This is a genomic window from Rhizobium sp. Leaf453, assembly GCF_001425605.1.
Taxonomy (GTDB): Bacteria; Pseudomonadota; Alphaproteobacteria; order Rhizobiales; family Rhizobiaceae; genus Pararhizobium.
This window is the reverse complement of the sequence record NZ_LMRG01000008.1, coordinates 115,226-131,236: the sequence shown is the minus strand read 5'-3', so window position 1 is coordinate 131,236 and position 16,011 is coordinate 115,226. Positions and strand designations below refer to the sequence as shown.

The window sequence follows — 16,011 nt, the reverse complement described above, 5'->3', positions numbered from 1 at the left end:
ACAATCCCGGCACTCTCTTTTCGAACACGAGTTCCATCATGAAAATCACCAAGCTGACCACTTATATTGTCCCGCCGCGCTGGATGTTCCTGAAGATCGAGACCGATGAGGGCATCGTCGGCTGGGGCGAGCCGGTCGTCGAAGGGCGTGCGCTGACGGTTCAGGCCGCCGTGCACGAGCTTGAGGACTATCTGATCGGCAAAGACCCGTTCCTGATCGAGGATCACTGGCAGGTCATGTACCGCGCCGGCTTCTATCGCGGCGGCGCCATCCACATGTCGGCGCTGGCCGGCATCGACCAGGCGCTCTGGGACATCAAGGGCAAGGCGCTGGGCCAGCCGATCCACTCGCTGCTGGGCGGGCAGGTGCGTGACCGGATCAAGGTCTACAGCTGGATCGGCGGCGACCGTCCGAGCGATGTCGCCAACAATGCCCGTGATGTCGTCGCGCGCGGCTTCAAGGCCATCAAGCTCAATGGTTGCGAGGAACTGCAGATCGTCGATACCAACGAGAAGCTGGATAAGGCCATCGAGACCATTGGCCTCATTCGCGATGCGATCGGTCCGCATATCGGCATCGGCGTCGATTTCCATGGCCGCGTGCATCGGCCGATGGCAAAGGTTCTGGCCAAGGAACTTGAGCAGTTCAAGCTGATGTTCATCGAGGAGCCGGTGCTTTCGGAAAACCGCGAAGCCCTGAAGGAAATCGCCAATCATTGCTCGACGCCGATTGCGCTCGGTGAACGGCTCTACTCACGCTGGGATTTCAAGTCGGTTCTGGCGGACGGTTATGTCGATATCCTGCAGCCGGACCTCTCCCATGCCGGCGGCATCACCGAATGCCGCAAGATCGCGGCGATGGCGGAAGCCTATGACGTGGCGCTTGCGCCCCATTGCCCGCTCGGGCCGATCGCGCTTGCCGCCTGCCTGCAGGTCGATGCCGTCAGCTACAACGCTTTCATCCAGGAGCAGAGCCTCGGCATCCACTATAACAAGGGCAATGACATCCTCGACTATATCTCCAACAAGGAAGTGTTCCGCTACGAGGATGGCTTCGTCTCCATCCCGCAGGGACCCGGTCTCGGCATCGAAGTGAACGAGGCCTATGTCATCGAGCGGGCCAAGGAAGGCCACCGCTGGCGCAATCCCGTCTGGCGTCATGAAGATGGCAGCGTCGCCGAGTGGTGAGGGCAGGAGGCATGGCTGGACGGCTTGAGGGAAAGCGTATTGTCATTACCGGTGCCGCACAGGGCATCGGCCTCGCGATGGCAGAGGCCTTTTTGGCGGAAGGGGCGGCGGTGTTTCTCATCGATCGCGATGCCGATTTGCTTTCGGCCCAGGCGGAGCACCTGCAGGCGACCGGTGGTCGCGTTGGTCATGCCTCGGCCGACATCACGGATGCCGCCGCAATCGACGCAGCCATCGCTCGGGCGGCCGGGGAGATCGGCCAGCCGAACGCTCTCGTCAATAATGCCGGCGTCAACGTCTTCTCCGAAGCGCTGAAGCTGTCCGATGCCGATTGGGAGCGATGCTTCGACATCAACCTGAAAGGTGCCTGGAATTGCTGCAGGGCGGTCCTGCCAAGCATGATCGAGGCGGGCAGCGGTGCCATCCTCAATATCGCCTCGACCCACGCCTTCACGATCATTCCCCACACCTTTCCCTATCCGGTCACCAAGCATGCACTGCTGGGCATGACCAAGGCGCTGGGTCTTGAATATGCGGGGCAGGGGGTGCGGGTGAATGCGCTGGCGCCGGGCTATGTGCGGACGCAGAAGGTTATCGACTACTGGAACAGCTTTCCCGACCCCGTCACTGCCGAAGCGGAAACGATGAAGCTGCATCCCGGCCGGCGCATTGCCGAACCGGCCGAAATCGCCAAGGCGGCGCTCTTCATGATCTCGGACGAATGCACGTTCATGAACGCGACATGCCTGACGGTCGACGGCGGGGTCAGCGTCCTGCATCATCCGTGATGCCGAGATCACGGGTCAGCGACCCAATCCTCTGAGGAATACGCGCTGGTCCGGCGGATTTCGACGATGATCTTGTCGGCAAGATAGCGTGCGGCCGGTGAAAGGGTGCGGTTTTTCAACCGGATGAGAGACATGGCGCGGCGTATAGTCGGCTCTGTCAGCGGGATGGCTCGGGCGTGCAGCAGAGGCTGTTTCTGCACGCGGGTGCTCGGTTGTATGGCGACGCCGAGACCGGCCTCGGCCATGGCGATGATCGTCTCTGCCTGGATGAATTGATAGCGATTGGTCGTCTCCAGACCGTTCTCCTGCAAGACGCGGTCGACGATTTTCCGCATGGCTGTCTGGGGTGCCTGGAGCAGGATCGGGAAATTCGAAATTTCACGCCATGTGATGCTGTCGCGACGCTCCGCAACGAAGCGGGGATGGACGACAGCATGAAGCGGCTCGACGAGAATCGGCGTGAAGTCGAATGCGATGTCTTCGGCATGCGGACCGAGCGCGAAGTCCACCTCCTGTTTTCTCACCGCTTCGTAGAGATCTGTTGAGGTCAATTCGCGGATCGTGACCGCGATTTCGGGAAATTGGCGCACGAACCCGGTTAGGATCGGCGGCAGGTAAATCGAGGCCAGGTGCGAGGAACTGGCCAGCGAAAGCTGCCCGCGCTTGAGATCGGCGGCTTCGCGGATTTCGCGCAAGCCATGCAGGATTTCGAAATGCGCCTTGCGCAGGCTGTCGCGCAGTTTGGCGCCTTCCTCGGTCAGTTTCACGCTGCGCGTGGTGCGCTCGAAAAGCTTGACCTGCAACTGATCCTCAAGCTGCCGAACCTGAATGCTGACGGCCGAATGGGCGCGGTTCAGCTTTTCCCCAGCAAGCCGAAAACTTCCCTCGCTCGCGACCGCGAGGAAGGTCTGGAACAGGCGCAGATTGATGTCGTTGATCAGTTCCATCGGCAATCTATTGGTCATCCAGAGAGACCAATTGGTATCATTAATATACTTGCTTCGCCACCCCTCGCGGGCCAATCTTCCCTGGCGGCAATCGGGAAGAGGTTGCTGGCATCGATGGGAGGTTGGATCGAACGCGAAATGCAGGCCTTGCTGCGACACAGGAATGTCGGGCGGTTGCATCCGTAAATCGATCACGCGACGATGGCGGACACCTGGCAGGGATCGTCCGCAAGTCGACAGAGATTTGGGAGGAAGATTGATGGAAAGACATGACACCCGCAAGGGAGTGAAACGCCGGCTGTTGCTGGCCTGTGGCGCGGCGCTGCTGGCCATGCAGCCGATGCTGGCATCGGTGGCGCAAGCCGATGATTATCCCAGCAAGACCATGAACTATATCGTCGCCTTCGGCGTCGGTGGCGGTAGCGACATCATCGCCCGCACGATGGTCAAGGTTATCGACGAGAAGAAGCTGATTCCGGTGAAGATGCTGGTCGAAAATCGCCCTGGCGGCTCCGGCGCGATCGGCTATTCGTTCATCAACGGCCAGAAGGGCGATCCCTACTATCTCGGCGGTGTTGGCGTCAGCTTCTTCACCACACCGCTGCTCGGCAAGATGCCGCTGAGCTACCGCGATTTCACACCGCTCGCGGCTATCGCCCGCTCGCCCTACATTCTCGCAGTTACCGCCGATTCCGAGATCAAGACGATCGACGATATCAAGAAGGCAACCGGCCTCACCATCGGCACGGCGGGTGCGGTCTCCGATCCGGCGCTTCTGGCGCATATGCTCAACAAGGAAACCGGTGCCTCGATCAAGGTCGTTCCCTATGATGGGGAAGGCGAAGTGATGGCGGCCGTGCTCGGCAAGCATCTCGATCTGCTGTTCGGCAATCCCAACGAAATCCTCGAACAGGTCAATGCCGGCACCATGCGGGCGATCGCGGTGACCTCCGGCGAGCGCATGAGTTCGCTGCCTGATGTTCCGAGTTTCAAGGAGCTTGGGTACGATATCGTCCATACCCAGTTGCGCGGCATCATCATGCCGAAGGATGTTCCGACTGAGGCCGTTACCTATTGGGAAGCTATTCTGAAGCAGGTAGCCGAAAGCCCGGAATGGCGTGCGCAATATGTAGACCGCTTCAACGAGATCCCGATCTTCCTCGACAGCAAGGCATTCGAAGCGGAAGTTATCGCGACGTCATCACGTTACGAAACCCTGATGCGCGAACTCGGCCTCATCAAGTAATTGGCCTGACCGTGTGACACCGTGACCCCCGCGACCGGCGGGGGTCTCCTATCGCGGCCAGCCGGTGCCCATGCGCCGCTGTCCCAGGAGAAATGCAGTGATACCTCTACGCAGCTTCGACATCGGCCTTTCGGCCCTTCTGACCCTTCTCGGCATCTACATTGTCTGGCAGGGCCTGGACTACGGTTATCAGGATGGCGCTGTGCCGGCAGCCGGCTTCTTTCCCTTCTGGATCGGCGCTGGACTGGCATTGTTTTCCGCACTCAACCTGATCCGCAATCTCAGGCATTCGCGGCTGCTCGGCGCGGTCGATCAGGCGGAGATCGTCCGGGTTGGATTGGTCAGTCTTGCGCTCGGCGGCTTCGTCGTTCTCTCCGGCTTCATCGGCATGATTGCTGCCTCGGTGCTGCTGATGATCGCCATTGGCATGGTCTTCGGCGCCCGCGATATCCGTTCGCTTCTGGCCGTCGGCGGCATCGCCCTGGGCATGGCCGGTATCCTCTATCTCGTCTTCGGCGTCGTGCTGGCCATTCCTCTGCTTTGACCTTCGGGCCACTTTGACCTTCGGAAAGAAACGTCCTCATGTTTGATTCATGGCAATTGCTGGCTGATGGATTGGTCGCTGCGTCGCAACCGACTGTTCTCGCGGCAATCATGGTCGGTGCGATCATCGGCCTCTTCATCGGCGCGCTGCCCGGCCTCGGACCGACCGCCGGTGTCGCGATCCTCCTGCCGGTCGCCGTCAGCTTCGACGGAACCTCGGCCATCGCCGCCCTCGGTGCCGTCTATTACGGCGCCCAATACGGTGGCGCTGTCACCGCCATCCTGCTCGGCATTCCCGGCGACGCGTCTGCGACCATGACCGTCATCGACGGCCACAAGCTGGCGCGCAACGGCAAGGCGGGCGCGGCGCTTGGCCTCAGCATCGCGGCCTCCTTCATCGGTGGTTTGATCGGACTGTTGCTCTTGACCGCATTCGCCACCACCATCGCCAAGGCCGCGATCGCCTTCGGTCCTATCGAAATGACGGCGCTGATGGTCTTCTCGCTATCGCTGGTCAGCGTGCTCGGCGGAAAAGACCTCAACAAGGCGATGATGTCGCTGTTTCTCGGGCTGTTCATCGGCACGATCGGCCTGGACCCGATGATCGGCCTGCCGCGCTTCGATTTCGGCGAAGTGCGCCTGTTCGACGGTATCGAATTTTCGATCATCGCCGTTGGCCTTTTTGGTCTGGCCGAGATGTATGCCACGCCGCCGTCGATCGGCAAGTCTGAGGAAGGCAGCCGCTTCCGCTTTCGTGAATTGTTTCCGGATGTACGCGCCACCCTGCAATGCTGGCGGGAACTGGGCTCCGGTTCGCTCATCGGCTTCTTCATCGGCATCCTGCCCGGCGCAGGTGCCACGGCCGCGACGATGATTGCCTATGCCTTCGCCAAGCGCACGTCGAAACACCCGGAACGCTTCGGCAATGGCGCACTTGAAGGCGTCGCAGCACCCGAAGCCGCCAACAACAGCGCCGCCTATGGCAACATGATCCCGATGTTCGCGCTCGGCATTCCCGGCTCCGGCACCACGGCGGTTCTGATGGGCGGCCTCCTGATGATCGGCCTGCAGCCGGGTCCGATGCTCTTCCAGACGCAATCGGAATTCGTCTGGACGATCTTCGGCAGCTTCTACATCGGCAATCTGGCGCTGGTGGCGATCACCATCCTGCTGACCCCGATCCTTGCCACTTGCGCCTTTGTCCGGCCCAGCTTCCTGTTTCCCGCCGTGATCGCCATCATCGGCTTCGGTATCTTCGGCATCAACAATTCGATGTTCGAGGTGGTGCTGGTCATCGGCTTCGGCATTCTCGGCTATCTGATGATGAAGCTGGATTATCCGCCGGTGCCGCTGGTTCTCGGCATGATCCTCGGGCCGATCCTCGAGCGTGGTATTCGCCGCACCCTCGTTGCCTCCGATGGTGATCTCTCGGTCTTCGTGCAGAGCCCGATCGCGCTGGCGATCATCGCCATCACCATCGTCCTCCTCGTCTCTCCCTGGCTGGTTTCGCGGCGGGCGAAACGCCGGAACGACCTGGCGAATACGATCGCCAAATAAGATGTCCCGGGCGGCGCGATAGATCCGCCCGGCTTTCCCTCCGACCCCGATCAACGGCGCTCAAAAATGAACCTGAGCGCCGGGCGGGAAAATGCGTGCCTTTTTCAGGCCGGTTCACTCAGCTGCGCGAAGCGCGAGCGATTGAAATAAGGAAATTTTGTCAATGGTTTATCATCATCTCTATTCCCGCTTCGCCAAGGTGGATGAGGTCAATGTCGGCATTATCGGCGCAGGCAATTACGGCACTGCGATTGTCACCCAGTCCCCCTATACGCCGCGCCTGAACGTCGTCGCCGTCGCCGACATCTCGCTCGACGCTGCCCGCGGTGCCTATGAAAAGGCAGGTTTCGACATGGCGAAGACGAGTTGCGCGGAGACGGCGGAGGAAGCGCAGCTACACATCGCCGAGGGTCGCTCTATCTACACCGACCGGCCCGAAATCATCGGCCGCATTGGCGCCGTGCAGGTGGTCTGCGAAAGCAGCGGCTCGCCGGAAGCCAGCGTCAAATACGCATTGCAGGCGATCAAGGCCGGAAAGCATGTCGCCATGGTCACCAAGGATTGCGACGTTGCCGTTGGGCCAATGCTGAAGCGGCTGGCGAAGGACGCAGGCGTCATCTACACGCCCGTCGATGGCGACCAGCACGGACTGCTGATCCAGTTCTACGAATGGGCGAAATCGGTCGGCCTGACAGTTCTGTCCGGCGGCAAGGCGACCGACGGTGAATTCGTTTTCGACGAAGCGGCCGGCACGGTGACGATCAAGACCGACAAGAAAATCCACGCGCCCTATGTCGAGACCATCCATGTCACCGGCGAAGAGCGCAAGTGGCTGGCCATGATCCCCGAGGGGCAGGTCAAAGAGTATGTAGCTCGCCGCAAGGATATTCTCGCGCGCCTGCCACAGCCGGGGGCCTATGACCTCTGCGAGATCACCGTTGCCGCCAACTACACCGGCATGACGCCAGCGGTGGATACGCTCGTGCACGCACCGCTGCGCATCACCGAGATCCCGATCGTCTACTGCGAGACCGCCAATGGCGGCCTGTTCGAGCGCGGCGATACGATCGATCTCGCCACATGCCTGCGGCGCCCCGACGAATCCGGTCTTGGCGGCGGCGTGTTCCTCGTCGTGCGCTGCGACAACGCCTATTCCAACCACATCCTGACCACCAAGGGCCAGATTCCGAACTATGACGACACAGCGGCCGTGATTTACCGGCCCTACCATCTCTGCGGCGTCGAGACCGCGACATCGCTGCTGATGGCGGGGCTGCTCGGGATCGACACCGGCTCCGACGATTACCGGCCGCGCTACGATCTCGCCAAGGTCGCGGCGCGCGATATCAAGGCGGGCGAAGTCTTCGGCAACGACCACAATCCGATGATGAAGGCGCGGATCATTCCCGCCGTCCCGGTTGCCACGGGCAATCCGGCCTGTGCCCATCTCCTGACCGCCAACCGCGCAAAGGTGGATATCCCGGCCGGCACGCTGATCACCTATGACATGGTGGAAGAACCGCAGGGATCGAAGCTCTGGGAGATCCGCCGTCTCCAGGACCGAATGTTCCTGTCCTGAAGGAGTGTGGTATGACCTCGCCCCGCATCTTCCTCTTCCACGCCACGCTGGTCGCGATGGAGCCCATCCGGGTCGCCATGCAAAACCTCTGGCCGGAAGCGGAGGCCGTCAACATTCTTGATGAGAGTCTTTCCCTGGACCGCGAACGTCAGCCGGGTGCGGTCTCTGAGGATATCACCCGCCGCTTCGTGGCGCTGGGCCGGCAGGCGGTCGCTGGCGGCGCGGACGGAATCCTGATCACCTGCTCGGCCTTCGGTCCGGCGATCCGACAACTGGCAGAAGAGATATCGATCCCGGTGCTGATGCCCAATGAAGCCATGTTCCGAGCCGCCCTTTCGCTGGGGTCGAGGATCGGAATGGTCGCGACCTTCGCTCCGGCGATCGGTACCATGGAAAATGAGTTTCGGGCGTTCGCGTCTGAGGCGGGCAGCGCGGCAACGCTTGAAACAGTGCTGGCGGATGGCGCGATCGAAAGCTTGCGTCGTGGGGATGCGGTAGACCATAATCGGAGGGTTGCCGAAGCTGCGGCAGGCATCTCCGGTCTCGATGCGCTTCTGCTGGCGCATTTTTCCACGTCGAGAGCGGCGGATACCGTGCGCAGGGCAGTCGATATCCCCGTCCTGACGGCGCCGGAATCCGCGGTCCTGCGGATGCGATCCATGATTGAAGGAACAACACAATGCTTATAGGCGTGATCGCCGACGACTTCACCGGCGCAAGCGATATCGCCAATACCCTGACCAAGGGCCTGCCCGGCGAGGGTGGTCTTCTGACGGCGCAATATATGGGCGTGCCACGAGGTGCCGCCCAGTCCGATGTCGAAGCCGGCGTCGTTGCGCTGAAGAGCCGTTCGATCCCGGCCGATGACGCTGTCGTGCAGTCGCTCGAGGCGCTGAAATGGCTGCTGGCCCAAGGGTGCCGCCAGATCGTCTTCAAATATTGCTCGACCTTCGATTCCACGCCGGACGGCAATATCGGTCCGGTCGCCGAAGCCCTGGCGAAAAGACTCGGGGTGAAGGGCGTCGTGGTTTGCCCTGCCTTTCCGGGGGCGGGACGAACCATCTATCAGGGCCATCTGTTCGTGCGTGACAGGCTGCTCAGCGAGTCCGGCATGGAAAAACATCCGCTGACGCCGATGACCGACCCGGACATTCGCCGCTGGCTTACCCGCCAGACGACGGAGCCCGTGGGACTCGCTGCGATGGAAACAGTGGGGCAGGGATCGGACGCGCTTCGTGAGGCTTTGGCCCAGGCTGGGGAAAGGGGTGAAACGCTCGTCGTGACCGACGCCATCTCGAACAGCGATCTCGAGGTCATCGGCGCGGCCTGCGCTGACGCTCCGCTGATTACCGGCGGTTCCGGTGTCGCGCTGGCGCTGCCCGCGAATTTCATCCGGCGCGGCGAGGCACGAGGGACCGAAAACAGCTTCGCCGGTATCGAAGGCGCCGAGGCAATCCTGGCGGGAAGCTGCTCCGGGGCAACCCGGCGGCAGATCGAGGTGCATGCCAAGACACATCCGACCCTGGCCATCGACGTCGACGCAGTGATGTCCGGTGCGCTTACCGGTGAACAGGTTCTGTCCTTCATCGAGGAAAACAGCGGCCGCGCGCCGCTGGCCTATTCCTCCGGCGATCCGGTGGCGGTCGCCGCGGCGCAGGAAAAATATGGCCGCGAGGCCGTCGCGGCGCGTCTCGATACGCTCTTCGGCGAGACCGCGCGGGTGCTGGTTGATCGCGGTACACGCAGGCTTGTCATCGCTGGTGGAGAGACCTCCGGTGCGGTGGTGCAGGCCTTGGGGCTTGGCGCGCTTCGTGTCGGGCCGGAAATCGATCCGGGCGTGCCGATCCTCACCAATGCCGAGGGAACCCTTGCACTTGCCTTGAAATCCGGCAATTTCGGCTCGGAGAATTTTCTTGCAAAGGCGCTTGATGCGATGGCTGGACGATGACCCCGATCAGAGAAGATGAGGCAAGGGCTGAGATTGTTCGTTATGGAGCGCTTCTTTACGAACGCCGGCTGGCCCATGGTAGCGCCGGCAATCTCTCCGTCAGGTTGGACGACGGCTCGATCCTGGTGACGCCGACCAATTGCAGTCTCGGTGCACTGACCCCGGAACAGATTTCGAAAGTGTCGCCGGATGGCATTCTGCTTTCCGGTGACCCGCCCTCGAAGGAATCCTTCTTCCATCTCGCCGTCTATGCCGAACGACCGCAGGCCGGTGCTATCGTGCATCTGCACTCCACTCACGCCGTTGCCGTCTCTTGCCTGTGCCACGACGATACGAGCAATGTCCTGCCGCCAATGACAGCCTATCATGTCATGCGCGTGGGGAAGTTGCCGCTGTTGCCTTATTACCGCCCGGGAGACCGCAGGCTCGCCGATGCCGTGCGGGAAGCGGCAAAAAACCACCATGCCGTTCTGCTCGCCAATCACGGGCCGATCGTCTCGGCAAAATCGCTTGGCGAGGCCGTGTCGATCTACGAGGAACTGGAGGAAACCGCAAAGCTCTTCTTCCTCGTGGGGAACCGGCCGGTGTCCTTGCTGACCTGTGACGAGGTGACGGAGTTGGAAGCGGCGTTCAGGAATTAGGACCGATTCGCATACGGTTCCCGGTTATGGAGCAGCTTGTTCAAGCTGCTTTTTTCCGTTTTTTGAACTTGCTGCAGTATTCCTGAAAACAGCTTATTTCAGAGAAGGTTAGATCACGAAGGGACAGTCGGATCTTTTCGAACCTCCCGGCAGGATTTTCTCCCCCTGTCTTTCTAGGGGTGACAAAGGGACGATTTTGACTAGATTGCTCGGCGGGGTAACCGGGGCTCACAGGCGAAGCGAGGAGCAATGCCTGTGAAAAATTGGGGTGCAGAACGGCGCAAGCTGGAACTGAACACAACAGTCAGAGAGGAGCCTCACGATGCCGAAGCCACGTCAAATTCTTGACCAATGGTGGATCAACGATCAGACCCCCGACAATCCCTATGGAAAGAGCGAGGACTATGATGCCTTTCTCGATTATCTCGGGGCATTGCCTCGCAGCCTGACGCCGGAAATCGCGGCCGAACCGTTGAGGATCAACGTTTCCGAACTCAACGATCATCCCGAATACAAGGCCGCCGCGATCGGCGCCTTGGAAATGTGGGCCTCTGTCACCCCTCTGAAATTCGAAATCGTCGACAACGCGCCGTTCGACCCCGATACCGACTGGATGGAGGTCGTCAGCCCGGAACTGGGCGAAGAGGATGATGGCAGTGCCTATTCTGCCAACCGCTATGTCAGCATCGGTCAGCGCTTCCACGATACCGAGCCGAACAAGACCGATATCGGCGGTTATGTCTTCGATTCCTTCATTCACGAATTCGGCCACGAGTTCGGCCTCAACCATCCCGGGCTCTACAATTACAGCGGCCCCGGCGGCGTGCAGATCAACTATCTGAACAACGCGACCTGGACCTATGATCGCCAGCAATACAGCGTCATGTCCTATTTCGACGGAATCGATGTCGGCGAGACCAGCCGTTGGTCGGCCTCGACACCGCTCATGGCCGATATCGAGGCGGTCATTCGCCGCTTCTTCTCGACGGTCGATGACCAGGGCGTACGCACCTACCAGCATATCGACCTCAATACGGGCGACAATGTCTACGGCTTCGGTGCCACGCAAGACGGCTATAAGCTGACGAAATCGGGCATGCAGCACGATATCGGCTTTGCGATCCATGATACCGGCGGTACGGACACGCTCGATTTTTCCGGCTCCACGGCGGGTACGATCCTCGATCTGCGCGCCGGACAGTTCTCCAGCGTCAACGGTCACAGCAACAACGTGTCGATCTTCGCCGGACACAATGCCGACGGGACGGACTACTATGTCGAGAACGGCATCGGCAGCCGGCATGATGATATCCTGATCGGCAATGACGGAAACAACGTGCTCGACGGGCGTGATGGTGCGGACCGGATGGCCGGCAATGGCGGTGACGATGTCTATTTCGTCGATTCCATCGACGACATCGTCCGCGAGACCGCCAATGGCGGCGACGATACCGTCGTCATCCTGGCCAAGGGCCTGCGCATCAAGCATATCGCCAATGTCGAGCACATCATCTACGCCAACAAGTCGTCGCTGACGCCGGGCGATGATGGTGGCAGCGAACCGCAGCCCGATATCGGCGACAACACGATGACCAGCATCATCTTCGGCGACAACGGCAACAACACGCTCGATGGCGGTGCCGGTGACGACACGATCTTCGGCCAGGGCGGCGATGACCTGATCATCGGCGGCCGCGATTCGCTTGCCAGCCGTGACATCAACAACACGATCGATGTCGAGGATCTGGAGGATCAGACCGAAAGCGACGATGGTAACGACACGCTCTACGGCGGTCGCGGCAATGACACCATTCTGGGCGGTCAGGGCAATGACATCCTCGACGGAGGCGCTGGCGACGATACGCTGAGCGGTCAGGACGGCATCGATATCTTCCGCGGCGGGTCGGGCGTCGATACCGTCGACTACAGCAAGGAAAGTCCGTTCCAGCTTCTCGTCAATCTCGCCACCAACACGGCCAGCGGCGGCACGGCGTCGGGCGATACGTTCTACAGCATCGAGAACCTGATCGGTTCCGATGACCGTATTGACCGCTTCATCGGCACCGATGCCGCAAACCACTTCTGGGGCCAGGGCGGCGGCGATTACTTCAACGGCGGCGGCGGCAATGACATCCTCGACGGCGGCAACGACGGCGACATCATCTATGGTGAGGCCGGCAATGACACGATCATCGGCGGCGCCGGTCAGGACTATCTCGATGGCGGTTCCGGCATCGACACGGTCGTCTATTCCGGCAGTTCCGATGGCGTCACGATCGATCTGGCGAACGGTACCGCCACAGGCGGTGACGGCGATGGTCCGGTGCAGATCGTCGGGCGTGGCACTGCAATCCGGCATGACATCCTTGCCGGTTTTGAAAATGCCGTCGGCTCGTCGCATGATGACCACCTCATCGGTGACGCCCGATCGAATGACCTCTCCGGCGGCGATGGCAATGATATCCTGACAGGCGGTCGCGGTTCCGATCGGCTGAACGGCGGGGCAGGTAATGACACGGCGGATTACGCCGACGCGACCGGCGGCCTCAAGCTTTCGCTTGCCGGGCGCGGCTCGGGTGGCGACCGGTATATCTCGATCGAAAACCTCGCCGGTTCGGGCTTCAACGACCGTCTGTCCGGGAACAACGCCGCCAATGTGCTGACAGGGCAGGGCGGAAACGACAAGATCGATGGCGGTGGCGGCGACGATACCCTGCTCGGCGATTTCGGCTATCAGGGTGATGCACCGCCGCGTCCCGGCATCGGTACCGGCTATGCCACGCTCGGTCCCGACGCGACGAATAATTCGATGGCGACGGCCTTCGATATTTCCAACAACTTCTCCCTGACATCAGATCCGGACATCTTCGATTCCACGACGGCCCTTCACACGACCGTCAACGCCACAGGGAATGGCCAGGGCGGATACTACAGCATCGATTTGGCGGCCGGCACCGTCATTTCCATCGACATCGACCACATTGCTGATCCGGATGTTCATGACAGCTGGGTGAGGTTGCTCGATAGCGACGGCAATATCGTCGCCCAGAATGACGATGGCGGTGGCGATCCTGGTTCCACGAGCAACCGGGATTCGAGCACGGTTTTCGTCGTCCAGGAGACTGGCACCTACTATATCCTGGAAGGCGCCTGGTCACCCGATGCGCCGGGCGACGGCTGGTCGGAAGCGGTGCCTGATGGTTCCACCTACGAGCTGAACGTATCGGTGGAGTTTCCGCCTGAGCCCATCCAGCCGGGTGTCGCAGGGGCCGATATCATCGACGGCGGCCGTGGCAGCGACTTGCTGGACGGCGGACTGGCCGCCGACACGCTGACCGGCGGGACAGGGGAAGACAGCTTCCGTTTCTCGACGGACCTCGGCAGCGGCAATGTCGACCGTATCACGGACTTCAAGGTGGCCGACGACACGATCCTCCTGGACAACCTCATCTTCGAGGCCCTGGGTGATGACGGGGCGCTCGCGCTCGGTGCATTCTACAAGAGTGCGGCGGGTGTTGCCCATGATGCCGACGATCGCATCATCTACGACACCGACAGCGGCGCTCTATCCTATGACGAGGACGGCGGCGGAAGCATTGCAGCGATCCAGTTCGCCCAGTTGGGAAAGAACCTGCAACTTTCCGCGTCCGACTTCATTATCATCTGACATGACAAAGTTGGGGCGCCTTCGGGCGCCCCAATTCCGACTTCAGGACGGGAGCATGGGTCCGAAAATTCCAGATCGATCGTGGAGTGATATCATGACAGGCGAGACAAAGCGTCGGTTGGTGCTGATGGCAGCCGGAACTGCCGCTATTGCTGCGGTTGCCGGTCCCATCGGTGCACAATCGGCTGAAATCCGCGGCACGATCACATTCGACGGTGGCTCCGCCATTCCGGAGGGCCAGCTTGAGATCTATCTCGAAGAACCTGGTGCCAAGACCAAGGCTCGCGCCGCGCAGACACGCATCGCCAGCAAGGGCGGCTCGAAGACGATCGCCTTTGCACTGACGCCGCCTGATTCATCCACCGGATCAAAACCATTGCGGATCATCGCGCGCCTGGAGCGTGCGGATGGCTGGTTGCTCGCGCGCGGCAGCACGCGATATCGGTCGGGCTCATCGGTGACGGTGGCGCTCCAGACGGTCATGTACTGACTTATTTCGTCCTCGCCCGGAGCCTGTTGCGCAGTCCGTCGATCGTTGTGCGGAGAGCATCGACTGTCTCCGCCTCCAGCGCAGCTGCCTCGGCGATGCATTGCATGACATCCCCGTTCTGATTTTCCAAGGCACGGCCCTTTTCTGTGAGGTGCAGAAGAACTTCGCGTTCGTCCTGCGGGTTGCGCGTTCTGGTGATCAGCCCCGCCGTGTTCAGACGCTTGAGCAATGGCGTCAGCGTGCTGGAATCCAGAAAGAGCGTCTTGCCCAGTTCCTTGACGTTCTGTCCGTCGCGGCTCCAGAGCGACACCATCACCAGATATTGCGGATAGGTGAGGCCAAGCGTCTCCAGCAAGGGTCTGTAAAGCTGGGTAAACGCATGGCTCGCGGAATAGAAGGAAAAGCAGAGCATTCCTGCAACCCCGGCATTGTCGTCTGGCTTCGTCATGTCAATCTCCTTTCGATCAAAATAATTTGTGCGCGATCTGTTTGCAAGCGATTGACGAGGCGATCTTGTTCGCATATGTATTGTGCACAAACTAATCGCCTACAAAATAAAAATCAGACGCAGTTCCGGACACTCAACCCAAAAAGGATATCGCCATGTTCAAGTTTGCCGCCACCGTTGCTTTCGCCGCCGCCCTGCTGTCGGGGAGCGCGATCGCCCAGCCCGCGAAGCCCACTGTCGTCCTGGTCCATGGAGCCTTCGCCGACTCCTCCAGCTGGAACGGCGTCACGAAGATCCTCCAGAAGGATGGATACACTGTCGTCGCCGCTGCCAACCCGCTGCGCAGCGTTTCGAACGATGCCGCCTACGTTTCCGATGTTGTGTCGAGCATCAAGGGACCGGTCGTCCTCGTCGGTCATTCCTATGGTGGCCAGGTGATCTCGACCGCCGCGAACGGCAAGGACAACGTCAAGTCGCTGGTCTATGTCGCAGCCTTCGCTCCCGAAGCCGGTGAGGCCGTGGCCGAACTGGCCGGTAAGTTCCCGGGCGGCACGCTCGGTCAGGCCTTGGCTGCCCCGGTCAAGCTTGCCGGTGGCGGTGTCGATCTCTCCATCGACCAGGCGAAGTTTCACGAGCAGTTCGCGCATGACGTCTCGGTGGAGGATGCGGCCTTGATGGCCGCTGGCCAGCGCCCAATCACCGAAGCAGCCCTGACCGAAAAGTCCGGCGCTCCCGCCTGGAAGAACCTGCCGTCCTATTTCATCTACGGTGATGGCGACAAGAACATCCCGGCCAAGGCGCTCGGCTTCATGGCCGAACGGGCAGGCTCGAAGCATACCGTCGTGATCAAGGGAGCTTCCCATGTCGTGATGGTGTCGCAGCCCAAGGCCGTGGCCGACCTGATTGAAGAAGCCGCGCAGTAAGCCGGAAAACTTGGATGACGCAGGCCATCACTCCGGATGAGTGATGG

General features: G+C 60.9%; 14 protein-coding genes. 12 read left to right on the top strand and 2 right to left on the bottom strand.

Annotated features, from left to right (window positions below; all coding sequences use genetic code 11):
- The first annotated feature begins 38 nt into the window (after nt 1-38).
- Together dgoD and ASG68_RS11675 are read left to right on the top strand one after the other, a co-directional pair.
- The gene (gene dgoD, locus ASG68_RS11680) at nt 39-1,187 is read left to right on the top strand and encodes a galactonate dehydratase (protein ID WP_062578268.1); all 1,149 of its coding nucleotides are present in this window, start codon (nt 39-41) and stop codon (nt 1,185-1,187) included.
- 11 nt (nt 1,188-1,198) lie between these two features.
- Nucleotides 1,199-1,975 (top strand): SDR family oxidoreductase, encoded by a 777-nt coding sequence (locus ASG68_RS11675; protein WP_062578267.1) that lies wholly within the window; start codon nt 1,199-1,201, stop codon nt 1,973-1,975.
- An 8-nt stretch (nt 1,976-1,983) separates the two neighbouring features.
- Here the strand turns inward: ASG68_RS11675 and ASG68_RS11670 are convergent, their stop codons facing one another.
- On the bottom strand, nt 1,984-2,940 hold the full coding sequence (locus tag ASG68_RS11670) for a LysR family transcriptional regulator (protein WP_162243613.1): 957 nt from the start codon (nt 2,938-2,940) through the stop codon (nt 1,984-1,986).
- Between the two features lie 241 nt (nt 2,941-3,181).
- On the opposite strand from ASG68_RS11670, the gene ASG68_RS11665 reads away from it, so the two are divergent.
- The 9 genes from ASG68_RS11665 (at nt 3,182) to ASG68_RS11625 (ending at nt 14,593) form a co-directional block, all read left to right on the top strand.
- Nucleotides 3,182-4,168 (top strand): tripartite tricarboxylate transporter substrate binding protein, encoded by a 987-nt coding sequence (locus ASG68_RS11665; RefSeq protein WP_062578262.1) that lies wholly within the window; start codon nt 3,182-3,184, stop codon nt 4,166-4,168.
- A 97-nt stretch (nt 4,169-4,265) separates the two neighbouring features.
- Entirely contained in the window at nt 4,266-4,712 is a 447-nt protein-coding gene (locus ASG68_RS11660; RefSeq protein WP_062578259.1) for a tripartite tricarboxylate transporter TctB family protein, read from the top strand.
- 38 nt (nt 4,713-4,750) lie between these two features.
- Nucleotides 4,751-6,268, top strand: a complete 1,518-nt coding sequence (locus ASG68_RS11655; protein WP_062578257.1) for a tripartite tricarboxylate transporter permease — start codon at nt 4,751-4,753, stop codon at nt 6,266-6,268.
- Nucleotides 6,269-6,431: 163 nt separating this feature from the next.
- Nucleotides 6,432-7,847: an NAD(P)H-dependent oxidoreductase gene (locus tag ASG68_RS11650; protein ID WP_062578255.1), complete on the top strand. Its 1,416-nt coding sequence runs from the start codon at nt 6,432-6,434 to the stop codon at nt 7,845-7,847.
- A gap of 11 nt (nt 7,848-7,858) precedes the next feature.
- Nucleotides 7,859-8,536 (top strand): aspartate/glutamate racemase family protein, encoded by a 678-nt coding sequence (locus ASG68_RS11645; protein ID WP_062578253.1) that lies wholly within the window; start codon nt 7,859-7,861, stop codon nt 8,534-8,536.
- Nucleotides 8,527-9,795, top strand: a complete 1,269-nt coding sequence (gene otnK, locus ASG68_RS11640; protein WP_062578251.1) for a 3-oxo-tetronate kinase — start codon at nt 8,527-8,529, stop codon at nt 9,793-9,795. The genes ASG68_RS11645 and otnK overlap by 10 nt, the downstream gene beginning before the upstream one ends.
- Nucleotides 9,792-10,436, top strand: a complete 645-nt coding sequence (gene otnC, locus ASG68_RS11635; RefSeq protein WP_062578249.1) for a 3-oxo-tetronate 4-phosphate decarboxylase — start codon at nt 9,792-9,794, stop codon at nt 10,434-10,436. The genes otnK and otnC overlap by 4 nt, the downstream gene beginning before the upstream one ends.
- A gap of 322 nt (nt 10,437-10,758) precedes the next feature.
- Nucleotides 10,759-14,103 (top strand): M10 family metallopeptidase C-terminal domain-containing protein, encoded by a 3,345-nt coding sequence (locus ASG68_RS11630; RefSeq protein ID WP_062578247.1) that lies wholly within the window; start codon nt 10,759-10,761, stop codon nt 14,101-14,103.
- A gap of 94 nt (nt 14,104-14,197) precedes the next feature.
- Nucleotides 14,198-14,593 (top strand): hypothetical protein, encoded by a 396-nt coding sequence (locus ASG68_RS11625; RefSeq protein WP_062578245.1) that lies wholly within the window; start codon nt 14,198-14,200, stop codon nt 14,591-14,593.
- Between the two features lies 1 nt (nt 14,594).
- On the opposite strand, the gene ASG68_RS11620 is transcribed toward ASG68_RS11625, so the two are convergent.
- The gene (locus tag ASG68_RS11620) at nt 14,595-15,041 is read right to left on the bottom strand and encodes a MarR family winged helix-turn-helix transcriptional regulator (RefSeq protein ID WP_062578243.1); all 447 of its coding nucleotides are present in this window, start codon (nt 15,039-15,041) and stop codon (nt 14,595-14,597) included.
- Between the two features lie 155 nt (nt 15,042-15,196).
- On the opposite strand from ASG68_RS11620, the gene ASG68_RS11615 reads away from it, so the two are divergent.
- A complete protein-coding gene (locus tag ASG68_RS11615) occupies nt 15,197-15,964 on the top strand; it encodes an alpha/beta fold hydrolase (protein ID WP_062578242.1) in 768 nt (255 codons plus the stop codon).
- The last annotated feature ends 47 nt before the right edge of the window (nt 15,965-16,011 follow it).